The following is a 26430-nucleotide window of genomic DNA, read 5'->3' on the forward strand; positions in this document are numbered from 1 at the left end:
CATGGTCAGACGCAGAACAACGGGCGACCCGTGTACCTCGGCGAGCACCTTGCGGAGGGTGTCCTCGCGAGCCGTGATCTGGTTCAGCACGACCCGGCTCGGGACCGAGATCAGGAGCCCGCCGTCAGACGCCGACACCGTAGCCGTCTCGACCCTCCCTCGGAGTGGCGCATCACGCTGACCCAGCAGGCGAAGCGCCTCAGCCCACAGCGCCGCGCTGTATTCCTCCGTGATCGGCTGGCTCGCGCTTGATGGGGGTTCCGCGACCGCCATGGGTCGGTCTTCGGCGACCTCGGCGTCGTCCTCGGCGATGCCTCGTGCCTCGACAGCGCTCGGAGCGGATGCGATCGAACCCAGCGGGCGTCGGACATCCAGGACGGGCTCGGCGGCGACGGAGGATAGCCGTCCCTCGATTGTATTCAGCGTTTGCAGAATGCCCGCGAGGGGCACTTCGTCCTCGATGCGGCAGATGTCGACGAGCGCAAGCTCGAACAGGAACACGCTGTATCCGAGCGTCCTGATGTCGCGGTCCGCCCTAGCCAGGGTCTTGATCGTCCATTGGATCCGATCAATGGTCAGGCTGTCCGCCTCCGACTGAAGCTTCTCGATCGACGATGCTGGCACATCGATGGTGCGACGCAATGCCGGGCTCACGCGCAGCCGAAGCAGACGATGAAAGTGCGCGAGCAGGAGCCGGATGCATTGCCCGACGTCGGCTCCTTGGTCCGCCAGCTCGCTTGCGGCATCGATTGCCTGCTCTGCCTGCCGGGCGTAGAGCGCATCGATGAGCCGTCGGAGCGTATAGGCGGAACCGTACCCGAGCAGCCGGCTCACGTCGTCTGCGTCGGCAGAGCCTTCACTGAAGGCGATGAGCTGCTCGAAAACGCTCTGCGCGTCGCGGAGGCAGCCCTCGGACTGCTGCGCGATCAGGGCGAGGCCGTCGTCATCAATGGAGAAACCTTCGTCGGCAGCGAGTTCTCTGAGTCTGCCGACGACCTCCTCATGGCTCGCCCGTTGGAACTCGAACTGCTGACATCGCGACAGGATGGTCGCTGGGAAGCGCGACTTCTCGGTGCTGGCAAACACGAAGACGACATGCGATGGCGGCTCCTCCAAGGTCTTCAGGAGGGCGTTCCACGCCGTCATGCTCAGCATGTGCGCTTCATCGATGATGTAGACGCGGTAGGGCGACGATACCGTCGCCAACTTGACGTTCTCGCGCAGCTCCCGCACGTCGTCGACGCTGTTGTTCGATGCCGCGTCGATCTCCAGCACGTCCAGCGACGCTCCCGCGTTCACTCCTCGGCACGAGTCGCAGGCATTGCAGGGCTCCGCATCCTCTCGCGCCGAGCAGTTGAGGGCTTTGGCGAAGATGCGCGCCATGGTCGTCTTGCCGACGCCGCGCGGACCGGAGAACAGATAGGCGTGATGCACTCGCCCTGAGCGCAGAACCGTTTGGAGGGTGCGGATGACGTGCGCCTGTCCCACGACAGCGCCGAAGCGTTGGGGGCGCCACTTTCGCGAAAGGGCGAGGTACGGCATTGCGGAGCCCGTGGTTCCTGTTCGAATGAGTGGCGACAGGTCAGGCTGGGCCCCGCCGGGCAGCGCAAACGGATACTGCCCGGCGTCGATCTCTATATGGCCACGCACCTGCCGTTGACGTCCGCGCTCCGAGCGTTACTCCGACAGCCAGCTCCAGTCAGGCGCCCCTGCGGCACACGCTTCGCCACCTACCGTTGCTTCCTTCCGGACCTGGCGGGGTTCGGCAGGTAGACGTTGCGCAGGACCCGACTCTCAACGCCACTTGTCGAAGCCTGACCTCACAGAACGTCGCCTCGGGCAGGGATTCCGTCCTGCTATAGCGGGTTGCAGGTTCAGGGCACCGCTACCTCCCCACCTAGCGTGGCCACGAGGTCGCGCCGACGATTCGGCGCCTGCGCAAAGGAGTTTCAGAGGCGTCGCCCTCAACGTGGAAGCATTCTAGCACTCGACAGCAACGCAATCAAGGCAGCCGTGGCGCGGATGCCCCCATCTTGCGTTCAGTGGAAGGACTCGTGCTCCCAGGAACGTCGCGCCGGGCGGGGTTGACACGCCAGACCGACACGGCTAGATTAGCCATGGAGCCGCCGTCGGGAGATCGCGGCTCACCGAACACAACAAACTCATCGGTTGTTGGTGCCCGCGTGAGCGGGAGAATAGGGAACACGGTGTAAGTCCGTGACTGCCCCGCAACGGTGAGTCGGTACCCTTGGGGTACTCGCGGCGGAACCACTTGGCGCGATCGGCGTGCCAGGGAAGGTGCCGCGAGCGCTTCCGGTCGGGAGCGTCGACAAGTCCGGAGACCTGCCACAACCGGTTTCTCCGCCTTCCAGGGATGGGCGGGGCAAACGACCGTCGCGAGCCCAAGCGGCTGCGCGCGTGAGTCAGGTCGTGTGACCCCGAGGCCTCCCGCGAAGGCATCGGGGTTTCCTATGCGCCCACGTGGTACGCGGGTACGGCGTGGCATCCCAGATTCGGCATCTTTCCTCATCTGGCTGAGCTTTGCCATCGGTCTGCCGCTTGCCGGTTCGCTGCAAGCCGGCGAAGCATCCGCATCGCTCCCGCCGTCCGTTGTGCGCGCCCTGCGCATCGAGACGCCTCGCACGTCTGTGTCCGCCTCGGTCGAAGAGCTGGACGCCGATGACATACGGGCCCGGAACGCCCAGACGTTGGGTCAACTGCTGGACGGGCTCGCCAGCGTGCGCGTTCAGCGGTACGGCGGCCTCGGCTCCCTTGAGACGCTTTCGGTTCATGGCGCATCGGCGGAACGCGTCGTGGTCGTCCAGGACGGGATCCGCCTCAACTCCCCGCAGCATGGTCTGACCGACCTGAGCCTGTGGGACGGACGTGGCGTCGGCAAAGCCGAAGTGGCGCGCGGCGGCTACTCGGCGATGTACGGCGCGGACGCGATGGGTGGCGTCATCTATCTGGAGAGCCTCTCGTCGAAGGATCGCCCGCCGTTCTGGTTCTCGACGGAGGCCGGCTCGTTTGGGCTGCGCGGCGTCCGTGCCGGAGCGTCGGGGTCTGCTCGCGGCGGCAGCGGATCCATCGAAGCCGCTCGTCTGATGGCTGAGAACGATTACCCCTATGACTGGTACGGCGAGACCCGCCGACGCTGGAACACCGACGCCCAGCAGACCGCTGTGCGAGTTCGAGCCGATGTCCCGACCCGGTCGTGGCGATGGGTCCTGAACTCGCAGGGCACGCATCGACATGCCGGCACGCCGGGCCCTGACACAGGAGCGCCGATCAACGAATCCGCTCCTCGGATCCGCCAGGACGACGACGACGGGTTCGCCACGATCCGAGCCATCCGCCCAGGGCAGACTTGGCGGATCGAGGCATCCGGCAGCGTCCGCGGCACCTATCAACGGTACCACGACCCAACCATCGATATCGATAGCCGGCATCGAGTGCGTTCGGTGACGTCGTCCGGGCAGGCGACGCGTATGCTGGGTCCGTTCCGCGTCGCGGCTGGATTGGATGGCGAGCTCTCGACGATCCGCAGCACCGAGACGAAAGACGGTGATCGTCGGCATGTCGGGGCGTATGCCATCTGCATGGCGTCCTTCGGGTTGGGCGGCGGCTGGTCAGCCGACGCCGACGCCGCGCTTCGCGAGGATGCGTTCAGCGACTTCGGTCGAGCCTTCAGCCCGCGGACTGGCATCGTGGTCGGCAACGGGGCATTTCGCTTGTTGGCGAACGCCGGTGAGAGCTTCCGAGCCCCCACCTTCAACAGCTTGTACTGGAATCCAGGCGGCAACCCGGAGCTCCAACCCGAGCACGCAGATCACCACGCGGTTGGCGTTGGGTGGACCAGACCGACTTGGTCGGCTGAGGTCACTCGACTGGAGGCGAGATACCGGAACCAGATCAGGTGGCTGCCGGACGCGGGCGGCAAGTGGTCCGCGCAGAACGTAGCCCGGAGCGAGTTGTCCGGCTGGGACGCTTGGGCTGCCGCGCGCACGGGACGCTGGCGCGCAAGGCTCCGGGGCTCCCAGTCCGATGCCGTGCAGAAGGACGGCTCGCCTGCGACAACGCCGGCGTATGGCAAGCAGATTCCATTTGTTGCGCGACGGATGGCTTCGGCGGAGGTCTCCTACGAGCGAAGTGAGTTCGGATTCACTGCTCGGCAGCGTTGGGTCGGGCAGGCGTTCACACGAGCCGACAATCGCGCGGCTCTTCCCGGCTATTCCATTGGCGACATGGGCGTCTGGGTGCGCCCCAGATGGATGGAGGGACACTGGGAACTACGCGTTGACGTGGATAACGTCTGGAATCGTCGCTACGTCGTGATGCCTCAGTATCCGCTTCCCGGGCGGGCGCTTCGGCTGGCGGTCAGCGGAAGCCTTTGATCCGGTGCACGAGGAGGAACGTTCGATGCGAAGACTCGGTCATGGGTGGCTTCTGATACTCGCGCTGGGGATCGCCGCAGTCTGGGGCTGTGGCGGTGACGACGAGCCCAACGATGACACGGGCAACGGCGGATCTGGAGCCGGCGTGTTCGTGGTGAACGAAGGGAACTTCGGCAAGGGCAACGGCAGCCTGTCGTTCTACGATCCGGCTCTGAAACAGGTCGCCAACAACGTGTTCGAGGTCGTCAACGGCAAGCCGCTGGGAGACACGCCGAACGACATCGCGATCCGCGATGGCAAGGCGTGGATCGTCGTGAACAACTCGCAGCGCATCGAAGTGATCGACACGTTGACGCGCCGTTCCGTGGGAGCCGTCCAGTTCGCGGACGGAGGCAGCCCCTACACGATCACGCTGGATGCCGCAGGCGCATATGGCTACGTCCCGCTGTTCCTCGGCAACGCGCTGGCGAAGGTGAACCTGACGTCCATGAAGGTCGAGAAGCTCGTCGAAGTCGGTGGTAACCCGACGGAGGTCGCTCTCGCCAACGGCAAGGCATACGTCACGAACAGCGGCGGCGATGCCGCGTTCGACGGTATGGGAAGCCAGGTCGCGGTGGTCAACGTCGCCACGATGTCCGTCGATAAGCTGATCCAGGTGGGCGACCGACCCACGTCCATCGTCGCAGCGCCGAACGGTGATCTGGTCGTGCTCTGCACGGGCTTTTGGGATGACTACACAACGGAGGGAGCCGACGAGAGCACGCCTGGCAGCATCGTCGTCATCGACTCCAAGATCGACAAGGTCGTGGAGCAGATCCCGCTAGATGCCGCCCCAGGCGACCGGATGAAGCTGTCGCCCAATGGGTCTGCGTATTTCCTCATCGGTTCCCAGGTGGTTGGCTTTGATACGTCGCTCAGGGCGGTGCAGGCGACGCCGATCAAGGCTCCGGCTGGCGTGTTCGGATTCTACGGCATCGGCGTCGACCCGACCACGGGCGCGATCTACGTCACGGACGCGAAGGACTTCGTGACACCAGGCGATGTCTACGTCTTCGAGCCGACCGGAACCCAGTTGGACAAGTTCGCCGCGGACATCATCCCGCGCGCGTTCGGTTTCGTGCGGTAGCCGCTTCGAGGCGGTTGCCATCCAGCCCCAAGGACGTCGCTGGCTTTCCGTCGGCGGCGTCCTATTCGCTTTCGGTCTCGAGCTTCAAGGAGAGGCGGTTGAGAGTTCGCAGGACGCCTTCTGCCAGTTCCAGCACCGTATGGGACTCCAGCCCTCCGCCGCTTAGCTGGATACGCCTGGCGTCGGCTGGCGTCTGCCCCAGCGTCGGATCGAAGGCGATCCACGCCCCGACGTACGCCTCGTGCCAGAAGTGGTAGTAGAAGCCGTCCTTCTGCCACACGACGCCGGAGCACAGACGCGCCGGAATCCCCAACGCCCGAGTCAAGGCGACGGCGAGAACCGTGTGCTCGGTGCAGTCGCCTGAACGAGAATCGAGCGTCTGCCGAGCCGTTCCGAAACCGGTGTAGAGGTCCTTGTTCGTGACGTGGCTGTAGACCCATCGGTTCACGCGAGAGGCAGCGTCCCAAGCGTCGGTCGCTCCGTCGGCAATCTTGCGTGCCACCTCCCGAATCGTGGGGTCGTCCGACTCGACGTAAACGGTCGGCGTTAGGAACGCGCTGCGCGATGGCTCGCCGTCCGGGAACTGGGACGGCTCGGATGGTGGGGTGTCTCGGCGGACCTCGAGCGCTCCTGTGCTCCCGTCCGGGTCGAGTGTTAGCCGCTGCCGGGACGTGTCGGGAACTGCCGAGCGCAGATTCCCGTCGCTCATGCGCACCCGGGCTCGGAACCGCTCGGCGTTGGTCGGCGTCCCGCCGACCAACGGCAGCCGCGTCGCCAGCATGAGGTCCATATCGTGCGTCGGACCCAGCGCAACAGCAGCGGATCGGTCGGTGCGGACCATCGCCATCGGAGCCCCGAGCGTCTCCATCTCGGTGCGGGCGAGGGAACCGTCGGCGTCGATCCAGTCCGTCGTCTCGATGCCACCCATCCAATCGAGCCGGTGACTGACCCGCAGCGTGGCAAACGGCACGCCGTCCAGCTCGAGTGTCTCCGATCTAATCGCCTCGATGCGATCCGACAGGGGACGTAGCAGGTCGCCGTTGAACACGCTCACTTCCACCGACTCGCCGATCCCGAAGCCGCGTGCATGGAGGTAGAACGGGATCGCCTCCTCGAACAGCGTCCCGGGCGGAAGCTCCAGCGTCTGGGCGGACGAGCGCCCGTCGATCCGAGTCGCCATTTGAACCGTGTCGCCGGATGCCCACCCCTCGACCAAGCGGTTCGAACCCGTCTCGTTCGATGTCATTTCGAAGCGCAGGAACTCGAACGGGGGAACCGCGCCGAAGGTGACGACGCGAGTGCGCCGCAGCTCCAGCGGCGTGCCGGAGCGGGTCAAGCGCATCAAGAGCTCCGACCGCACCCGCACAGCCGGTCTGCCGTCGTGTGAAGCGCTCTCGGAGGTCAAGTGCATCCATCCGATATGCTCGCCGAGGAGCTCGAGCCGATACCAGTCCTCGCGCGGCAGCGACACCTCCGGCATTGCCTCCATACCCCTCACAGACGGCGCGACGACGGCACAGACGAGCGCGAGACACAGCCACATGACCCCACGCCGCCGCTGCAGGCCGGTTCCGCCGTTGCTGTGCATGGTTACTACCGAACGGTGACTTCGTACCACACGGTTCCGGCTTCGGGTGTCACCTCGACGACGGACTTGCCACCCACGTCACGAACGGTGAGTCGTCCTCGACGTTCGCCGAGCTCATTCAGCGCCCACGCCTCGACGCGCGCAGACGCGACCGGGAGTATCAGGCGCAACGGCACGACCTCGACGCGGCTCGGAGGGTTTCCCCAGTCTCTGCCGACGGTCGTTCTCGCAGCGTCCTTCCAACCCATGTCCGTGTTCTCGACGAAGCCGGTGGCGACGATGAGCGCGCGACAGGGGCCCGCGAACGAGTCACCTTCAAGGAGGGTCACGCCGACCGTGCACCAGTCCTGAGACGTCTCGCCCGGCTGGATCGTCACATCGCCGAGCTCGAACGTCCTGCCGTCGACGAATCCGACGAACGCGCGTGTTCTCGGCGTATTGACCGAGACGAACCCCTTGCCGTCTCGCTCGACGTTCCAGGTCAGCTCGCCGGTGTCGGAACGATACTCGGATGTTGGGCGGGCCCCCGGTTCCACGGAAGCCAGAGCCGCAGGCGCATCGCCGACGCGCAAGCCGATCCGATGCACCAGTGACGCCCACGTCGGAACGCCCAGATGCCCGGCGTTGGCGACCGACCAGCCTCGACCCTTCGTGCGGATCGTTTCGATCTCCTGCTCAGGCGAGAGCGCGGCGGTGACCCACTGACGCGCCGCCGACACATCGCCTCGGACGAACATCGAGGCAGCCAGCAGAAGATTCGCCATCTTGAGCGGATGCTGGTCGATGTCGAAGAAGTTCGGAACTCGCTGCATGTCCCAGTTGCTGCGCCGATGGCAGTACGCGAACAGGAACACGCCGTCCCAGTCCTGGAGCGCGGCGTATGCGGCGAGCAGGATCGGTGCTTCGCTGCCGTACGTGTTCGGCGCACTGTGGTTGAACTCGGTGCAGAGCGTCGGCTTGCCGACGACGCGCTGGAGCGCGAGATCTGCGAGCGCGCCGCCGGGCGTGTTCACCGCGCTCACATTCCCGACGGTCCAGTCCGCGGAGTCCCAAGGTCTCCCCGGGAACACGGGATGCTGCCAGTAGGCATGCGTATCGATCACGTCGAGCGCCGCTTGGAGGTTCGGCGTGCTGCACGCGACGATGGTCCCGAAGACCAGCGCCTGGACGCCGAGCTCCTGCTTGATGTGCCGGTACATGCCTTGCCAGTAGTCGTCTTCCGTATCTCGCAGGAACCGGAGCCAGTCCCGTTGAGCGTTCAGTGATCGCCCACCGATGGCATCGCGGGGGAACGCGGCTACCGACCCATCTTCCAGCGTATCTCCATCGAGAACGCCGACGATGCCGCCGGGCTTCAGGGACACGTCGGCGATCCAGGTGACGCCAACCGACTCGCCCAAGTTGCTCAGGTTGAGTCGGGCGTTGTCGTCACTGGCGCTCGCCGTGAAGGTGTAGTGGAACTCCAGCCACTCCGACGTCAGTCGAGCGTCAGCGCCGAATCCGAGGCTGCCCCACGGATCGTGCGCCATGCCGACCCCGACGCCCAGTCGCCGCGGAGCGTCCGCCTTCGCCCGGAACGACACGGTGTAGGGCTCGCCGGACTCGATCACGAGCGATCGCTGGTTGAGCTGTACATGCCATCCGGCGGAGCCCGTCTGTATGACCTCGATGCGAACGCTGTCGTTGTCGGATGTCACGTTCGCTTGGGCTCCTCCGTGTCTTTCCAGGTTCCACTGGTCGGCGTCGTTCCGCAGGCTGGGGTTCCTGAGCATCTCCTGATCGAGTGGTCTGCTTCCTTCGCCCCAAGCCCGGCGCAGTTCGTCCGTCGAGTCATACCGATCCTGCAGCCAGCGGTTCCATAGCTCTCGGAGGTCATCCTGGAACGACGAGGGCAGGCGGTCAATGCGACCTCCCAGCCACGCGTGGAGGAGCCCGTTCTCGTTGTTGATCTCGACGAACGCGACGGCGGGCTCGTCTGCGTACGGTACGCCGGTGTACAGGTTCCGGTGCGTCAAGAGCGCCCGCGCGTAGTCCTTCTGGAGCTCCAGAGCCGGCTCGTGGAAGAAACCGACGACGTGCGTGTCTTTCCAGTCGACGCCGTCGATCTCGGCGGGCAAGCCGTCCGACGACCGGAACGGACGCGAGACCAGCAGATTCAGATCGACATAGATGCCGTGCCGCTTGAGCTGGGCGATGAGGTAGTCGAGTCGGTCGAGCGCTTCGGGATCGAGCTCCGATGTGTCGCCGCCATCGCGCAGAAGGATGCCGTCCGGGAACCGGCGGCTGTCCATGTGGTGGAATCGCACGCAGTTGATCCCGAACTTCGCCATTCTGCCGGCGATCTTCTCGGACTCGTCGTGCGTCGGGAAGTTCGCTCCGAAGCAGAGGTTGACGCCCAGGAACCGGATCCGCTCGTCCCCGACATACAGGTGTCCGTTGTCACCGGCTCGGACGAAGCCCTTGGCTCCAGCAGGCTTGCCGAGCCACGAGCTGAGGTCGGTGGAGCTTGGCGTCGAGTCGTCCCATGGCAGGACGAACGGAACGGGATCGACAGTCCATGCCGGGACAGCGCACGCGCACAGCAGGAGGACACACAGGAAGATCAGTTCGGGTCTCATCGGCAGGTTCCTCCTCTGCGAGCTCGGGCCATCGGCAGGTGCGACGGAACACCGCGCGTTCGAGCTCACGATAGCCAATGCGATATGATGCGCTGGAACCACAGAGCGTCCGAGCGACCCGCAACACGTCTCCGACGTGTTAGGACCGAGCTGCAGCCAAGGCGACCTGCGCCTGGATCGCCTGCTGGAACGCCTCCAGTGCATCCTGCACGGAATAGCGGAAGTCCTTGTGGATCCGCTCGTACTCGCGACGCGCACGAGTGAGGATCGTGGCGACCTGCGTCCGGAGCTCCTGGACCTGCCGGTCATGCGTGTGGGCGAGACGGCTGACGGCGTCCTTGATCGCGTCGAGCTCCGACTCGAGGAACTCGCGGAACTCATGGACTGCAATCTGCTGGCTGGTCACCTTCTGGTAGTGGTAGCCGGCGACAGCCAGGCGTACCGCTTCGGGAAACAGCGCGCGATGCTCCTTCAAGGCAGTCGCGAGGAAACGCGCGTACGCGGGACCCTGGCGCGAAAGAAGCTGCCGTCCCAACGAGCGCACGAACGCGAGGATTTCGGGTGCGGCGACCTCTCGTGTGACGTGAGGCGTCGGTTTGAGGTTTTCGAGCAACGTCAGGCAGCGCTCGAAGTAGTTGCCGAGGGTCGGATCGTAGAGCGTCCGCAGAACGCGCTTATAGCCTTCGACGAGCGTGTCGGTGTCCATCTCGGTTCTGAAGTTGAGCGAGATGCTGACGTTGTTGCCGACGGACTCGCCGACGAGACGGTCTTCGCGCAACAGTCGGTGGTAGAGGTTCGTGCCCTTGAGAGCCGTCAGGAGCCCCACCATCGCCGTGGGTATTCCGGCTTCGGTGATGAAGTCGATCTGGGAGTCGAAGGCATCTTCGGTGTCGCCGTCCAGACCGAGAATGAACCCGGCAGTGACCTCCATGCCCTTGCGCTGGATCGTGCGGACAGCGTTCAGTAGGAAGTCGTCCTCGCCCTTCTTGGTGTTCTGACGCTTGTTGGTCTTGAGAAGCACCTGAGGATTGGGCGTCTCGATTCCCAAGAACACCATATTGAACCCAGAGTCGACCATGGCGTCCATCAGCGGGTCCATCTCAGCCAGGTTGACGCTGGCTTCCGTGTAGAGCGAGAACGGGAAGCTTCGCTCTTTCTGCCACTGGGCGAGGTGCGGCAGGAACGCCATCGCATCGCGCTTGTTCCCGATGAAGTTGTCGTCGACGACGAACACCGCTCCGCGCCACCCCTGGTCGTGGAGGAGTTGGAACTCCTTGAGCATCTGCTCGGGCGACTTGACGCGGGGAACACGCCCGAAGAGCTTCGTGATGTCGCAGAACTCGCAGTCGAACGGACACCCGCGCGAGAACTGCAGCGCCATCGACCCGTAGAGATGCTTCTTGATCAGGTCGTATCGTGGCTGCGGGGTCTGAGTCACGTCTGGCTTGCGCGTCGCACGGTACATCGGCTTCGCCGTGCCGTTGCGCAAATCCTGGAGGAACTCGGGCAGAATCTCCTCCACTTCGTCGAGCACGAAGTGATCGACGCCCTTGATCTCGTCGTGGTAGGAGGTCGGGTGCGGGCCCCCGGCGACAACGGTCTTCCCGAACCGCTTCGCCCGCTGGATCACGTCGTTGAGCGAATCCCTCTGCACTACCATCGTCGACGTGAAAACGATGTCCGCCCACCGAAGGTGCGCGTCCGTCAAGGGCTCGACGTTCATGTCCACGACCCGGAGCGTGTAGTCCTTTGGGAACATCCCGGCGACTGTCAGCAGCCCCAAAGGCGGCATGTTCGCCTTCTTGCCGATGAACTTGAGAGCGTATTGATAGCCCCAGTAGGACGGCGGAAACTTCGGGTAGACGAGCAGGGCGTTGGTGTTCATGCGATGTGTCGACGTCTCCTCTCGGTCACGATATCGACGCTAGCCGGCGTCGCAGAACTCTTCGTCGGTGTTGACAGACTGGGGACGGTTCCGATGGGCGCGTAGGACCACCATCAGAACCGCAATATCAGACGGCGAAACCCCTGAGATGCGCGATGCCTGCCCGAGCGTGCGCGGCTGGATTCTGCCCAGCTTCTCCCGTGCCTCACGGGAGATGCCCGCGACGTTCGCATGGCTGAAGTCGGGCGGTATCGTCCACTCCTCCAGGCGGCGGAACTGGACGATCTGCGAGTTCTGGCGCGAGATGTATCCCTCGTACTTGATCGTCTGCTCGATCTCCTCGGCGACTCCCCGCACAAGCGGTTCGGCCGGCGGAGACAGGTCGAGGATCAGCGATATCGGCACTTCCGGGCGGCGCAGCAAGTCGGACAGCAGGATGCTGCCAGATGGCTCTGCGGAGCCCAGGGCTCGGAGGCGTTCCAACAGCCCGAGCGACGGAGCGATACGCGTCTCGTTGAGCCGCGCAAGCTCACGCTCGATCTGAGCCCGTTTGGTGCGGTGTCGCTCGTACGCACGATCCGACACGAGCCCCAGTTGGCGTCCGCGATCCATCAGCCGCAGATCGGCGTTGTCCTCGCGGAGCATCAGGCGGTACTCGGCTCGTGACGTGAACATCCGGTAGGGCTCCTGAGTACCCTTCGTCACGAGGTCGTCGATGAGGACGCCGATGTAGGCTTCGGAACGGTCGAGCACGAGCGGTGGCTCGCCTCGGACCTTCTGAACCGCGTTGATGCCCGCGACGATGCCTTGTCCGGCGGCTTCCTCGTATCCCGTCGTGCCGTTGATCTGACCCGCGAAGAACAGCCCCTCGACGAGTTTCGTCTCCAGCGTCGGTGTCAACTGCGTCGGCGGCGAATAGTCATACTCCACGGCGTAGGCGGGTCGCATGATTTCGGCTCGTTCCAGCCCAGGCACCGACCGGACGATTTCGGTCTGGACGGCTTCGGGTAGGCTCATGGACAGCCCGTTGATGTAGACCTCTCGTGTGTTCCTGCCCTCCGGCTCCAGGAACAACTGATGGCTCGCCTTCTCGGCGAACTTGACGACCTTGTCCTCGATGGACGGGCAGTAGCGGGGCCCGATCCCTTCGATCTGCCCGGAGTACATGGCAGACAGATGCAGGTTCGCTCGGATCAGGTCGTGCGTCTGAGCCGCCGTTCGGACCAGCCAGCAGTCCATCTGCGGCTGCTCGATGCGCTCCGTCTCGAACGAGAACGGCTTCGGAGGTTCGTCACCGGGTTGAACCTCGGCGACCGAGTAGTCGATGGATCGACCGTTGATGCGAGGAGGCGTGCCCGTCTTGAGCCGACCGAGCTCGAACCCGAGTCCCCGCAGACCGCTCGATGCGCCCTCTGCAGCGGCTTCGCCCGCGCGTCCCGCGTTCTGGCGATGCGTTCCGATGTGGATGAGCCCGCGCAGGAACGTGCCTGTCGTCATGACGACGCTGCGCGCTGTATAGGCGATGCCGGTCTTGGTGAGCACGCCCTGGATTCGAGTCTGCGGTTGGCGATCCGTCAGAAGGTCTTCGACGGTTCCCTGCTTGACGTCGAGATTGGGCTGGGCTTCGACGGCGTGCTTGAGACGGAACTGGTAGTCCTTCTTGTCCGCCTGAGCGCGGGATGCTCGGACTGCCGGGCCCTTCTTCGTGTTCAACTGCTTGAACTGGATGCCCGTTGCATCGATGTTCCGCGCCATCTCGCCGCCGAGGGCATCGATCTCCTTGACGATATGCCCCTTGGCGAGCCCACCAATCGCCGGATTGCAGGACATCTGCCCGATCGTGTCGAGGTTCATCGTCAGCAGGAGGGTGCGAGCTCCCATCCGTGCCGCCGCCAGAGCCGCTTCGACTCCGGCGTGCCCGCCGCCGACAACGATGACCTCGTAATGGGTGTCGCTCTGCGTCATTCCCGAACCTGCCGTGCGACGTCTCGAACCAGCCGTCGCCGGCGATTCCGTCGACCGCTACTCGTGGACGGTGAAGTTCCCGAGCTTCTCGATGGCGTGGACGAGAGCCTGCGTGCCCTTGTCGCCCAGCCCATCAGCTTGGAGGGATCGATACAGTTGGTGCACCAGCGCCGTTCCCGGCAACGGAAGGTCCAGAGACGCAGCGGCTTCGAGGCACAACCGCAGGTCCTTCTGCTTCAGGCGGACCATGAAGCCCGGTTCCCAGTTGCCCTGGACCACCTTGGGACCCAGGTTGGACAGCATCCACGACCCCGCCGCCCCTTTGGTGATCGCCTCGAGCATCTTGTCGAGGTCGAGGCCAGCGCGTTTGCCCAAAGCGATGGCTTCTGCCATCGCTAGTAAGTTTAGCCCGCATGCGACTTGGTTGCATAGCTTGACGAACTGACCGGAGCCGTGCTCCTCGCCCACATGGACGATGTTTTTGCCCATCGCCTCGAAGACGGGCAGGCATCGCTCGAAGGCATCCGAGGGCCCGCCCACCATGATCGAGAGAGTGCCGTTCTGAGCGCCGATGTCGCCTCCGCTGACCGGCGCATCGAGCATCTGAGCGCCTTTCTCGGCGAGCTTCGCGGCGATCTGTTGAGTGATCATCGGCGACATGGTCGTCATGTCGATGTGGATTGCACCGGGACGTACGCCCTCGATGATCCCGTCCGGGCCCAGCGCGACGTGTTCCACGTCGGGCGAGTCCGTCACAATGGTGATGATCACGTCCGAGTTCGCGGCGACTTCCTTCGGGGATTTGGCTGCCTCCGCGCCCCAGGAGGCGACCAGATCGATTGCAGGCTGGCTCCGGTTCCACACGATGAGCGGGAAGCCCGCGTTCATGAGGTTCTTCGCCATGGGCTTGCCCATGATTCCCAGTCCGATGAATCCGACCTGCATGGCGGAGCTTCCTTTCGAGTGGCGACGAGTCTACCGGCTTGTACGCGAGCCGCGCAGAATGCCGATGCCTTCGGTGTAGCGGTTCTTGAGGAAGATGCGTACCAAGTTGGCGCGATGGGGTTCGAGGCGTCGATCGCTGGCGAACGCCTGCGCGAGCTGGCGCATCCGCTCGCGACAGGCGTCCGAGCCGACATGGAGCAGCGACAGCAGCTTGCCCACGAGTATCCACATCCCATCGGCGGCTTTGGGGTCTGACAAGTCTCGGATCGCGGAGTCGCGGTCATCTCCCGTGAGGCGGAAGAACATCAGCGCGCCTTGCACGGTCGAGGGGTCCGTCGCGGACTCCCAAGCACGTCGGGTGGCGTCGAGATCGCCGTCGAGGAGGTGCGCCTCGCCCAGCATACGCGGGGCGTCTCCAGAGGAGTCCAGGCGAACCGCCTGCTGGAGAAGCTCGACGGCTCTGCCGAACCGATGGCGGAAGAGCTCCACTTGTGCCAGGCTCGTGTATGCCTGCGCTTCGTCGGGGTGGGTCTCGACGATCCGCTCGAACTGCTGGGCAGCCCCGTCGAAGTCCTTGTCGGCGAGCAGCAAGCGGGCGAGGCTGAACCTCGGGGCGGCGTTGTTCGGATCTAGGTGGATCGCGTCGAGGAAGAGCTGGCGTGCGCGGTCTTGCTGCCCCAGCGCGATGTGGATGTCTGCCGTGAGCATGGGAGCCAAGAGGGGCTGGAAGTCGATGGTTTCGATGGAGCCGCTGATCGTCCGGGGCATCGTCTCGGCTTCGTTCACGTCCGCGAGCGCTTCTCGAGACCGATCCAAACGGTGCAGCGCCAGGGCTCTCTGGTAGAGCAAGCTGATCGTCTTTCCTCGCTGCTCCATCACACGACTGACTACCGCAAGCGCGGTGTCGTGTTCGCCGACGTCGTTGAGCGCTGCGACGTAGTTCGTGTAGCCGATGCGGATCCAGTTCTCTTCCTGAACCGTCGCATCGGCGAGGGGTTCCCATCGGCGGAACCAGTCGAGCGCTTCTTTCGTGCGTCCCTGCTCGCGCAGCGCGCTGGCATAGTGAAACACGGCGTACGTGTTCTCGGGCTCGCGCTTGACGAGCATTTCGAGCAAATGCAGGTTTCGGATGTCTTTGCGACGTTCAGCAGCCACGCTGGGCATGTAGCCGTAGTGATGCAGAATGACCGACGGAGCTTCGACCGCCTTCCGACCGAACCGACGCCCGACGATGCCGATTGCCCAAAGCACTTGCTCGTGAACCGGCAGCTTGAAGCGGATCGCCGGATGGTTCCGCCACAGTCGGGTCAGCAGAAACGGCACGGTCTTGCCGCCCATCAGGTTGTCGATCCGCAGATGCGCGGCGGCGACGTCTTCCCGACTCACCAGAGCCTTCAACTCGGATGCGCTTTCCGGCTGGAGCTCCTCGTCCGCGTCGAGCCAGAGGATCCAGTCGCCGGTCGAGTACTGGAGCGCATGGTTCCGAGCCGCAGAGAAGTCGTCGCACCATGGGAAGTGGTAGACCTCCGCGCCGAAGTCTCGCGCGATGGCGACCGTATCGTCGGTGGAACCGGTGTCCACGAGGACGATCTGCGAGACACAGTCTCGGACTGCCGACAAGCACTTCGCCAGGTACTTGGACTCGTTCTTGGCGATCATCGACAGTGAAACCGTCGGCTCTGTGGGGGCGAGCAGGGGTTCGAGCCGCATGCGATAGTCCACTGCTTCTTGGCTCGCGACCTGCTCGCAGGCTTCTACCAAACGGCGCGCGTTCGCCAGGACGTCCGGGTGACGCAGACCTAGCTCAACGGCGCGCGCCACATGCTCGAGCGCACCGACCGGCTGGCTCAGCGCCATCAGCGCTTGCGCCCGGTAGTAGTGCCCCAACGGGTGATCTTCGTCCTCGTCCAGCAGTGTCCGCAGTTCCCTGGCAGCGTCCATGGAGCGTCCTTGGGACGACAGGGAGGACGCCTGCGTCAATCGAACCTCGGAGGCTCGCCATCCTTGATGCAGGGACTCGATCTCAGCCAGCGACAAGAGCGGGTTGGTCGGACTGTCCATGCGGGCTCCAGGCGAAACGGCACGACTGCTCGACACGACCATCGTACCGTCAGCGGAGCGGGCTCTGCAACCCGGAACTTGCCCGTCGTTGTGAGCCTATGCGAGACTCCGGCAGAGATGACGCCGCGGAGGAGCGCTCATGCACATGCATCTGGTCATTTTCTCTTGGGTTCCTCGTCTTGCTGGCGCATTTCTTCACGGCGCTGTTCCAGCGAACCTTCATCCCAGACGTGCTGCTTCTCACGGTCCTCGGGATCGTGATCGGACCGGTGCTCGGCATCGTGAGCCCTGAGACGTTCGGGAGCGTCGGGCTCGCCTTCTCGACCATCGCGTTGATCGTGATCCTTTTCGAGGGCGGAACCGACCTCAGCCTTTCGCAGCTTCGACGATCCTTCGGACAGACAGTCGGGCTCACCTTGGCGACGTTCTTCGCGACCGTCGCGCTGGTTGCCGCTGCCGTCGGGTTCGTGTCGTTGCAGCGCCAGCATGCGGACGTGCGGTATCGGATCGAGCCTGGACTTCAGGGCGACATCGTGACGCTGCGGTTCGCGAACGGCGAACCCGAAGCGATGGACCGCGGCAACGAGCTTCACTTCGATGACCAGGGCGTGCACGCCAAGATTCAGCAAGTCGCCAAGGCGCTCGAGCCTTCAGTGCTCCAGATCAGAGTCGGTGACTGGCAGGCTGCCGAGGGGAGTTCGCTTGCCGAGAGAATCGGGTCTGAACCAGTTGCCTCCGCCTTCACGCGGGAGGGCACTCGGTACGTTCCGATCACGTACGCGGCGGAGAGGGATTCGGCAGGAGGACGCCTGACGTTGCTCGTGCCAGCCGGGATCGCCCTCACGGTGAACGAGGGCGAGACGATCCAACTCCTCGACCAAGCTGCGGAGGCGGTCATCGCGTCAGCTCCAGGTACGCCGACTGCGCCGGAGCCCGGGCTCACACCGACCATGCCGACGACGCTCATCCTCGACGTCGCGGAGTGGCACACCGAAGGCGACGACCCGGTCAAGCCTGCCGGCACGGGCATACTCCACGTTACCGGGACGAGCTCGTTCCTGACGACATCGGGGATCGGCGTCCGATCGGTCGTTCACATCGACGCGATGCTGGCGATTCTGATCGGCTGCATCCTCGCCGGCACGTCGCCTGCCGTCGTGCTCCCGCTGGTGACGATGATGCGGATGCGCGAGGGTTCAGCCACGACGGTCATCCTCGAATCCGCGATCGCCGATGTGCTGTCCATCGTGACGACCCTCGGCATCCTCCAGGCGCTCAGCATAGGCAAGCTCGACACCGGCTTGTTAGTCGGAGACATGGTGGCGGCGTTCGTCGGGGCGGGGTTGATCGGCGTCCTGGGCGCGTTCATGTGGTCAGCCATTCAGAACCCGCGTGCGACGGTTCCCCAACAGGCTCTTCACGACGTTCGCGTTCATGTTCATGCTCTATGGAATCGCGGAAGCCATGGGCTGGAGCGGAGCCATCACCGCGCTGACCTTCGGCATCACGCTGTCGAGCGCCTCTGCCATCGGCAACCGCCTGTTCGGGACACGTGTCGAAGAAGTATTCAGCTTGGCGGAGGTATCGGAAGTCGAGCGAGGGGTTTTCCGCGAGGTGGTCTTCCTGCTGAAGACGTTCTTCTTCCTCTACTTATTCCGCTACTTGGGCATTTCGCTGCAGTTCGGTAACCTGTGGGTGCTGGCGTTCGGGCTCGTGGCGACGGTGCTAGTCTACGTCGTGAGACCGTTGATCGTCCGATGGACCGTCTCCAGACAGACGACCAAAGCTGATGCGTCTCTGATGGCGATCATGGTTCCCAAGGGGCTGGCGGCAGCGGTGCTCGCGTCGCTGCCACGGCAGGAAGGGGTCGCGCTGGGAGATGTCATCGAGGGAATCGTCTACTCGGTGATCTTCTTCAGCCTGATGTTCACTGCCGTACTGGTCTTTCTGCAGCAGCGCCAGCCGGTTCGCGGCATGTACCGACGCGTGCTCCGCCGGTTCGCCGAGGAGGAATCGTCGGACACCGCTCAGGATCTTCAGCCTGGCGAAGTCGTCTAATCGACCGCCGAGATGTTGTAGCCGACGCCGATGGTCAGCGACTGCTCCGAGTCGAGCCCGTCGCTGCCCCACGCGAAGCCCAGTCTGCCGCCCTTGGGCAGCGCGAAGATGATTCCCGCCTTGGCGGGGATCGCGTCGGGATGATCGACGATCAGTCGCGGTCTGCCCTCGAGCGTCAGTTTCACATACGATCCGAGGGCGATGTCGGCTCCCGCGAAGGGCACCTGCCGAACCACAGATCTCTTGGGATCAAAGGCGGCATGGTCCGCGGGGATCGGGTCGCCGGGCTTCCACCCGTCGGGTCGGTAGGGATGCGCGGACGTGGACAGCCCGTTGAAGAGCCAGGCGCGCATCGCGCCCGCGTGGACGTGCGCTACCATGCTGTCCGAGAACCGTATCGTCTTGCTCGCGCTGAGCGCCAGCATCTGCGTCTTCCAGTGCCACACAGGCATGTAGACGCCGCTCAACGCCATAGCCGGCGCGATGCCTCTCTCCTCTGCGAGGAGATACTTGCCGAACGCGCCCCATGTCGGGCTCGTATTGACATCTTGGAGCGCGATCTGTCCGAAGCCGACGTCGAGGCGAGGAGACGCGCCCAGTCCCACGGCTGTCGCCAACCACAGGTGGTCGTGTTCGCCGTGGGGGGCCCACATGCCCTCCTTGCCGCCCATCATTCCGAGAGCTACCTTGCCTTCGCCGAGAGTGTATGCCGACGGGATCATGAAGAGACCGCCGGGCCCGTACGCCGACTGCGCTCGGAGCGCCTGGGTCGAGTAAGCCAGCACCACTGCCAGAGACGCGATTGCCGCCCAACGTCGCATAGAGCGCTCCCTCTACCAGAAAGCCAGATGCCGCCGAGGACCGACACGGAGTCCTGCGGTTACAGATGTCACTCTAACGCGGAACCGCGGTCGTGCGAGCGGGCTGAACACGATCCGTCCAGAATCCTGAGATGATCTCGGAACAGCGCGGGCATTTGCCATGATCCATGTGATATTCGAGGATTCGGTAGCCGCGACGCGCCACGAGGATCGTACCGCATCCGGGGCACTTCGTATGCTCCGAGTCGGCGACCTCGCCAGGGAGGTTCCCGGCGTAGACGTACCGCAGCCCGTTGGACACGCCGATCTCTCGAGCGCGCCTTAGATCGCCGGCGGTCGTCTCGCTCGGGTCGAGCATCCGGTAGTCATGGTGGAACGCGGTGACGTGCCATGGCACGTCGGGCGACACCGAGGCGATGAACGCCGCGATGTCGTTCAGCTCCTCGTCCGAGTCGTTGAAGCCCGGAACGACCAATGTCACGATCTCGACCCAGATGCCTCTCCGAACCAAGCTCTGGATCGTGTCGAGGATGGGTTGCAGCCTGCCGCCCAGGCGTCGGTACTGGCGATCCTGGAACGTCTTGAGATCGACCTTGTAGAGCGAGATGTACGGCTGTAGATAGTCGAGCACACGTTCCGTCGCGTTCCCATTGGACACGTACGAGCAGATGAGGCCCGCCTCGCGGGCGAGGCGGAACACGCGCGTCGCCCACTCCGACGTGATCAGCGGCTCGTTGTATGTGCTCGTGACGACCTGAGCGTGCATGCGCATCGCCACGGCGACGATCTGCTCAGGGCTCACGTCCCTGGGAGCCACTCCGGCGCTCGGATCGCGCAACGATTGAGAGGTGACCCAGTTCTGGCAGTACCCGCAGTGCAGGTCGCATCCGAGCATCCCGAACGAGAGAGCCGAGGCTCCAGGGAGCGCGTGGAAGAAGGGCTTCTTCTCGATGGGATCGCACTGGATCCCGGCGACGTACCCTCCCGGCGCTACGAACTGCTCGCCATCGTGGAAGCGCACACGGCACACGCCAGCTCGACCTGGCTTGACGAGGCAAGCGTGCGCGCACGCATGGCAGCGCGCCGATCCGTCTGGCAGGTCGTCGTGGAGCTCACTGGGAATCGTCCGGGAGCCCAGCAGGTCGCCCAGCGTCTTCAGCCGTGCCGTGTCTTTCGACGGAGTCGTCGCTCTCATCCCGCTCGCTGCATGAGTTTCTCGAACGCCGCGAGCTGCGGCAGGATGATCTCCTGCTCCGCCACGGTGCTGAGGACGACTTCCAGAGTCTTGAGTCCGTTGCCGGTGATGGAGACGACCACCGATTCGTCGGGACGGATGCGCCCTGAGTCGATGAGCCGTTTCGTCGCGGCGAGCGTGACGCCTCCGGCGGTCTCGGTGAAGATGCCCTCCGTGCTCGCCAGCAGGTGAATCGCCTCGACGATCTCGTCGTCGGTGGCGTGCTCACCAAAGCCGCCCGTTCGTCGAGTCGTCTCCACGGCGTAGATGCCATCGGCGGGATTGCCGATCGCCAGGGATTTCGCAATCGTGTTGGGTCTGACGGGCTTCACGAACTCGTCCTGGTCTTTGATCGTGTTCACGATGGGCCCGCACCCAGACGCCTGCGCAGCATGGATCCGCGTGTGTTCGGAGTCGATCAGTCCGAGCTTGTGGAACTCGCGGATCGCCTTGCCGATCTTCGTGATCAGAGAGCCACCGGCGCATGGAACGACGATGTTGTCGGGAGCCCTCCAACCGAGCTGCTCGAGGATCTCGTATCCATAGGTCTTGGAGCCCTCGGCGTAGAAGGGTCGGATGTTGATGTTGACGAACGCCCAGTTGTAGACGCCGCCGATCTCGCTGCAGAGCCGGTTGACTTCGTCGTAGGTTCCGGTGATGCCGACAACCGTGGGCTGGAAGACCTGCGTTCCAACGACCTTCGGGGCTTCCAGGTCTGCCGGGATGAAGATGTACGCCTTCATGCCTGCCCTAGCCGCGTGCGCCGCGACCGAGTTCGCCAGATTGCCGGTCGAGGCACACGCCACGGTATCGAATCCGAACTCCTTCGCCTTCGACAGGGCCACGGTGACGACACGATCCTTGAACGACAGGGTCGGCGCACACACGGCGTCGTTCTTGATGTAGACCTCGCGCACGCCGAGGGCTTCCGCCAAGTTGCGCGCTCTGATCAGCGGCGTCCAGCCGGTGTCGTGCCCGTCGGTCGGCTCGCCGTCGACCGGAAGCAGGTCGGCGTACCGCCAGTGGTTCGGTGGGCCCGATTCGATCCGCTTGCGGGAGATCACCGACGCAATCGCTTCGTAGTCGTATGCGACCTCAAGGGGCCCGAAGCAGAACTCGCAGACATGCAGGGGCTCGACCGGGTAGTCGGCTCCGCACTCGCGGCATCTCAGTCCCTGAATGCGTCCCATGCAGCCAACTCCTCGGCGACGTCCGAGCAACGATGGACGTTCGCCGCACAAAAAACCCACTGCCGCACGACAGTGGGTACGATCTGTGTTCGCGCTCATCCGAGCTAGCAGACAGACGACCCACACTCGACGGAAAGCGGCATGCGCCAAGCGCGCATGCCGCGTCGCATGACCATGGTTGCCGATCGCATCGTAGCCGATGCTGTGCGGGTCTGAGTCATCGAGCCAATCCCGCTCCGCAGGTCGCGCCAATCCACACTGAAGCTCGCCGGATACTAGCACGGACCCCGCGAGGAGTCAAGAGCGCGCTGACGAAACGCACGGCTGGCGCGCGACCGTGCTATGCTGTGATCTGGGCGACGGGCTGCGTGCTCCGCAGTCACCCCATCGTCACGAGCTCGGCTCGCAGGCGTCTGGCAGGCGCTCCGCGTTCCAGACACCTCGAGCGGTCGTCGACATCACACGGCAAGTACCTCAGGGGGGCCCATGGGTCCCGAAGACCACGTCCCGACGGAGCTGCTCGAACGGGCGCTGTGCGCTCTCTTCGCGAGCGAGTCGCCGCGACTGCTCGACTCGGATGACGGCTCCATCCAGCACGACGGCATTTCGGCATCGCTGAGTCGCGCCGTGGTGCGATGGCGGTCCGGCGACTCGTCCGCGGATCGCACGACGGAGTTCATCGTCAAGCGCTGGCGTCGCGGCGGCAACACCGAGAACTGGATACGGATCACGAAGCCGCTCGAAGCGTTGGGCTGGCAGGCGGGACTGCTCCGCCGAGAGGCGATGCCCCAGGGTATCGTCGCACCGATCCTCGCCGCCTGGTCCGACAACAGCGCGACCGAGGCATGGGTCGTGATGGAAGATATCAGCGCGACGCTAAACGAATTCCGCATGCCGCGCCAGTGGATGCCCGACGAGGTCGCGTCCCCCGCGTACACGCTCGACGAGACGTGGCGTCGAACCGCATACGTGCTCGACGGTGTTGCGCGACTCCACGTGGCGTGGGAGGGCCCGGAACGACGCCCGCTATTGGATTCCTGCGACTTCCTGACGCCGCATCGGGTCGCCATGGAGGGTTTGCTCCCGAGCTATCGATGGGCGTTCGGGCTGGACCGGGAATGGACCAGGACGCCCAATCCGCCAGAGTGGCTGCGCGCCAACGCCAACGCGTTCCTGGAACGCGTGTCCAGCGGGGACAGAGGCATCTGGGCGGAGCTCATCTGCGACCGGAGCCCGTTCGTGGACGCGCTGGTATCCGAGCCCGTGACGCTGTTGCACGGCGATCTCGACTTCCGCAACGTCGGTCTCCGATGGGAAGACGACGGTGCGTCCGTCAGTCTGATCGACTGGGAGTGCCTTGGGGTTGGTTCCCTCGTGCTCGACGCAACGAAGGCATGCTATCACGCGCTTCCCATCTCGCAGGGCGCGTGGATTGACCGCGTGAAGGAGCGCTACTTCCAGGCGTACGTCGCGAACGGCGGCAAGGCATACTCGCACGATGCTTACGACCGCGCGTTCGAGATCGCGTTTGCGTCGCACGGGGTCATTTGGTTCCCGACGCACGCAGGAACCCACATCCGTCGGGGAGCCGAGTCGCTCCTGTGGATCGACCGAGCCATCGAGCGCATGACGGCGGCGATGAAGACGCTCTTATAGCCGGGCTCGATGCGGCACCTGCGCGCGTCACGCACACGTCCGATGGGAACCGGACTCCGCTGAGTCCGTGATCTGTGCTATTCTCATCCCAACTGGGTTGCGTTCTGCGGCAAGGCGGCATGCGAGAGGAAACTCGGTGAGATTCCGACGGTTCGGTAAGACGGAGATGATGCTCTCTCAGCTCACGGTGGGCTGCATGCAGTTCACCGGAAACAAGCCGGAAGAGGACGCCATCGGGGTCGTCGAGCGCGCGGTCGAGATGGGCATCAACCACATCGAGACGGCGCGCGCGTACGGCAACTCGGAGGAGCGCGTCGGGAAGGCGCTGAAGCGGATCCTCAAGCGTGTACCGAGGGAATCGCTCTACATCACGACGAAAATCGGTCCGTCGTCGAACGTAGACGACTTCAAGCGGAACTTCGACATCAGCCAAGAGCACCTCGGCATCGACGTGATCGACAACCTCGACTTCCACGGGCCCGGGAGCTATGAGTCCGTCCGTCCAGCCATGAGCGACAACGGCTGCCTCGGATACGTGCGCAAGCTCCAAGCGGAGGGTCGCGTGCGTCACTTCGGGTTCTCGACGCACGGCTACCCGAAGGGCGTCATGGAGCTCGTGAACACGGAGGAGTTCGAGTCGATCAACCTGCACTACTACTTCTTTTACCAGGGGCTGAGAAACGTCGTCGAGCGGGCGGCGGAGCTCGACTTGGGAGTGTTCATCATCAGCCCCAACGCCCAGGGAGGGCGCCTGCACCGCCCGACTCCTGAGCTCACCGAGACGTGCCAGCCGCTGACGCCCGTGGCGTTCAACCAGATGTGGCTCCTGAACCAGCCGGAGGTCCACACGCTGTCGTTCGGGCCCGCCAAGCCCGATGAAGTCGACGCGAACCTTCTCACCAGCGACTACGACCCGAACGGGCCCGAACGCGAGGTCTTCGACCGCGTCTACGCGAACGTCCAGGCGCGCTACCGAGCCGCGCTGGGCGATACGTTCTGCACCGTATGCAACCAGTGCCTGCCCTGCCCGGAGAACATCAACATCCCGGGACTGCTGAACTGGCGCAACATGACCCTCGCGTTCGATATGCACGAGTACACCCGCGGACGCTACAGCCGCGTCGGAGACGGTGGAGCTTGGGTGCTCGGCGTTCGCGGCGATCAGTGCACCAAGTGCGGAGACTGCCTACCGCGCTGCCCTGAGCACCTCGACATCCCAGGGCTGCTCTGGGACGCCCACGAGCGCATGTACACCGGCGAGATCACCAAGCCGCGATGGGACCACGAGGGCGATCTGCTAAAGCAGGACCTGAAGCAGACGTGATTTTATCACACGGTTGGGGACCGCGATGCTCAGCGCCTTGATCGCGCTCGCGTTGCAGATGTCGACGCGCACCAGTCCCTATGGCGGCTGGTCAGAGAAGAGCGGCGAGTCGACCGGCTTCTTCCGAGTCCAACGGATCGACGGCATCTGGTGGCTGATCGACCCAGACGGCAACGCCTTCCTGTCCAAGGGCGTCAATCACATCTCGTACGCGGGCGACCGCTCTCCTGCGCTGGGCAGGTCGCCGTACGGCGATGTCGTGCGCGCGAAGTATCCGGACGAGCCCGCTTGGGCGCGAGCCTGCGTCGAGCGTTTGCGCGGGTGGGGCTTCAACACGGTCGGCGCCTGGTCGAGCCGGTCAACGTTCGCGCAAGGGATGCCCTACACGCTCATCGTGAACATCGGCTCCATCGCTGGCGGAGACTGGCAGACCGGGTCGTTCCCTGATGTTTTCTCGGGGCGGTTCAGATCCGAAGCCGACCGCGTGGCAAGGCTGGAGTGCGCTCCGCTCCGGGATGATCCGTACCTGCTCGGATACTTCACCGACAACGAGTTGCGCTGGGGCCCCGATTGGAGGTCGGACCAGTCTCTGCTCGAAGAGTTCTTCGCCATGCCTGCCGGTGCGGAGGGCAAGGCAGAAGTCGTCCGGCTCTTCAGGGAGTCTTACGGCTCTGTTGAGCGCTTCAATGAAGTGTGGGGCTCGCACATGTCGAGCTTCGAGGATGCCGGAAGCGTGGGCACGCTCAGCGATGTCAGCGCCGAGATGCGAGCGGCGCAGTGGGCTCTGACGAGGATCGCCGCCAAGCGGTCCTTCCGGTCAGACGACATCCTGCGGTACCTCGGGCGGGTCTACCCATCGGTGGCAGCCCTGAACGAACGTTGGGGAACCGACTACAAGAGCTTCGAAGCCGCGATTGCGGACGAGTCCGCGTCTCCCAAGGCGCAGGAGCTCGCGCGTCTTCAGAGCGACTGGCTGCGCCGTGTCGCGTCGCAGTACTTCCGGGTGTGCGCCGAAGCGATTCGTGAGCACGACCCTAACCACCTCATCCTCGGCTGCCGCTACGCCGGCTACGCGCCGGACGAAGTCGTGGAGAGCATGGGGGAGAACGTCGATATCGTCTCCTACAACAACTACGACTTTCTTCCCCCGGTCGAGAAGCTGAACCGGATCCATCGCGCCACGGGTAGACCGATGATGCTCACCGAGTTCTCGTTCAAGGCGATGGACTCCGGTCTGCCGAACACACGAGGAGCTGGTCGACCCGTAGCGACTCAGCAGGAGCGAGCGGAGCGGTATGACGCGTATGTCACGGCGTTGCTCGGGCTCCCCTTCATGGTCGGGTTCCATTGGTTCGAACACGCAGACGAGCCCTCCGAAGGGCGGTTCGACGGAGAAAACAGCAACTACGGCGTGGTGGATATCCGCGACGAGCCTTGGACCGTCCTGACGTCGCGCATGCGAGTGGTCAATGAGCGACTCGAAGAGCGCCACGCTGGTGCTGGTCGTTAGAACCCCTGCAACACAGGCGGCGGTGCGAGCGTATACATCCAGACGACGTCTCGGT

General features: G+C 64.4%; 17 protein-coding genes, 1 other RNA gene and 1 riboswitch. Of the genes, 7 read left to right on the plus strand and 11 right to left on the minus strand.

Going from position 1 to position 26430, the window contains the following annotated elements:
- Both dnaX and ffs read right to left on the minus strand, forming a co-directional pair.
- Positions 1 to 1650, minus strand: a 1650-nt coding sequence (dnaX, locus tag FJZ36_07255) for a DNA polymerase III subunit gamma/tau (protein MBM3214696.1), incomplete at its 3' end; no start/stop codon positions are given.
- An RNA gene (gene ffs, locus FJZ36_07260) (signal recognition particle sRNA large type) lies at positions 1643 to 1906 on the minus strand. The genes ffs and dnaX, both read right to left, overlap by 8 nt.
- 250 nt (positions 1907 to 2156) lie before the next feature.
- Positions 2157 to 2366, plus strand: a riboswitch (cobalamin riboswitch).
- 105 nt (positions 2367 to 2471) lie between these two features.
- Here ffs and FJZ36_07265 point away from each other — a divergent pair.
- The gene (locus FJZ36_07265; GenBank protein MBM3214697.1) at positions 2472 to 4394 is read left to right on the plus strand and encodes a TonB-dependent receptor; all 1923 of its coding nucleotides are present in this window, start codon (positions 2472 to 2474) and stop codon (positions 4392 to 4394) included.
- 25 nt (positions 4395 to 4419) lie between these two features.
- On the plus strand, positions 4420 to 5520 hold the full coding sequence (locus FJZ36_07270) for a YncE family protein (protein MBM3214698.1): 1101 nt from the start codon (positions 4420 to 4422) through the stop codon (positions 5518 to 5520).
- 61 nt (positions 5521 to 5581) lie between these two features.
- On the opposite strand, the gene FJZ36_07275 is transcribed toward FJZ36_07270, so the two are convergent.
- The 6 genes from FJZ36_07275 to FJZ36_07300 are packed head-to-tail and all read right to left on the minus strand — an operon-like array spanning position 5582 to position 16624.
- Positions 5582 to 7108: a hypothetical protein gene (locus FJZ36_07275; GenBank protein ID MBM3214699.1), complete on the minus strand. Its 1527-nt coding sequence runs from the start codon at positions 7106 to 7108 to the stop codon at positions 5582 to 5584.
- Between the two features lie 5 nt (positions 7109 to 7113).
- Positions 7114 to 9930, minus strand: coding sequence for a hypothetical protein (locus tag FJZ36_07280; GenBank protein ID MBM3214700.1), 2817 nt, complete (start codon positions 9928 to 9930; stop codon positions 7114 to 7116).
- Entirely contained in the window at positions 9866 to 11611 is a 1746-nt protein-coding gene (locus FJZ36_07285; protein MBM3214701.1) for a DUF4070 domain-containing protein, read from the minus strand. The genes FJZ36_07280 and FJZ36_07285 overlap by 65 nt, the downstream gene beginning before the upstream one ends.
- Positions 11612 to 11650: 39 nt before the next feature.
- Positions 11651 to 13576 (minus strand): tRNA uridine-5-carboxymethylaminomethyl(34) synthesis enzyme MnmG, encoded by a 1926-nt coding sequence (gene mnmG / locus FJZ36_07290; GenBank protein ID MBM3214702.1) that lies wholly within the window; start codon positions 13574 to 13576, stop codon positions 11651 to 11653.
- 57 nt (positions 13577 to 13633) lie between these two features.
- The gene (locus FJZ36_07295) at positions 13634 to 14521 is read right to left on the minus strand and encodes an NAD(P)-dependent oxidoreductase (protein MBM3214703.1); all 888 of its coding nucleotides are present in this window, start codon (positions 14519 to 14521) and stop codon (positions 13634 to 13636) included.
- Positions 14522 to 14551: 30 nt separating this feature from the next.
- Positions 14552 to 16624, minus strand: coding sequence for a tetratricopeptide repeat protein (locus FJZ36_07300; GenBank protein ID MBM3214704.1), 2073 nt, complete (start codon positions 16622 to 16624; stop codon positions 14552 to 14554).
- A gap of 56 nt (positions 16625 to 16680) precedes the next feature.
- On the opposite strand from FJZ36_07300, the gene FJZ36_07305 reads away from it, so the two are divergent.
- Entirely contained in the window at positions 16681 to 18270 is a 1590-nt protein-coding gene (locus tag FJZ36_07305) for a hypothetical protein (GenBank protein ID MBM3214705.1), read from the plus strand.
- Positions 18017 to 18640, plus strand: coding sequence for a hypothetical protein (locus tag FJZ36_07310; GenBank protein ID MBM3214706.1), 624 nt, complete (start codon positions 18017 to 18019; stop codon positions 18638 to 18640). Before FJZ36_07305 ends, FJZ36_07310 begins: the two co-directional genes overlap by 254 nt.
- Here the strand turns inward: FJZ36_07310 and FJZ36_07315 are convergent.
- The 3 genes from FJZ36_07315 to FJZ36_07325 all read right to left on the minus strand — a co-directional run bounded on the left by FJZ36_07315 (position 18637) and on the right by FJZ36_07325 (position 21885).
- Positions 18637 to 19461, minus strand: coding sequence for a hypothetical protein (locus FJZ36_07315; GenBank protein MBM3214707.1), 825 nt, complete (start codon positions 19459 to 19461; stop codon positions 18637 to 18639). The two genes, FJZ36_07310 and FJZ36_07315, sit on opposite strands and share 4 nt — an antisense overlap.
- 73 nt (positions 19462 to 19534) lie before the next feature.
- Positions 19535 to 20656, minus strand: a complete 1122-nt coding sequence (gene amrS, locus FJZ36_07320; protein ID MBM3214708.1) for an AmmeMemoRadiSam system radical SAM enzyme — start codon at positions 20654 to 20656, stop codon at positions 19535 to 19537.
- Entirely contained in the window at positions 20653 to 21885 is a 1233-nt protein-coding gene (locus FJZ36_07325) for a threonine synthase (protein MBM3214709.1), read from the minus strand. The genes amrS and FJZ36_07325 overlap by 4 nt, the downstream gene beginning before the upstream one ends.
- Before the next feature lie 486 nt (positions 21886 to 22371).
- Here FJZ36_07325 and FJZ36_07330 point away from each other — a divergent pair, with 486 nt between their 5' ends.
- From FJZ36_07330 to FJZ36_07340, 3 genes are all read left to right on the plus strand, one after another.
- Positions 22372 to 23541, plus strand: a complete 1170-nt coding sequence (locus FJZ36_07330; GenBank protein MBM3214710.1) for a hypothetical protein — start codon at positions 22372 to 22374, stop codon at positions 23539 to 23541.
- Between the two features lie 136 nt (positions 23542 to 23677).
- Positions 23678 to 24865, plus strand: coding sequence for an aldo/keto reductase (locus tag FJZ36_07335; protein MBM3214711.1), 1188 nt, complete (start codon positions 23678 to 23680; stop codon positions 24863 to 24865).
- Positions 24866 to 24890: 25 nt separating this feature from the next.
- Entirely contained in the window at positions 24891 to 26375 is a 1485-nt protein-coding gene (locus tag FJZ36_07340) for a beta-agarase (protein ID MBM3214712.1), read from the plus strand.
- Positions 26376 to 26430 lie beyond the last annotated feature (55 nt).

The sequence above is a fragment of the Candidatus Poribacteria bacterium genome (assembly GCA_016866785.1).
GTDB lineage: Bacteria > Poribacteria > WGA-4E.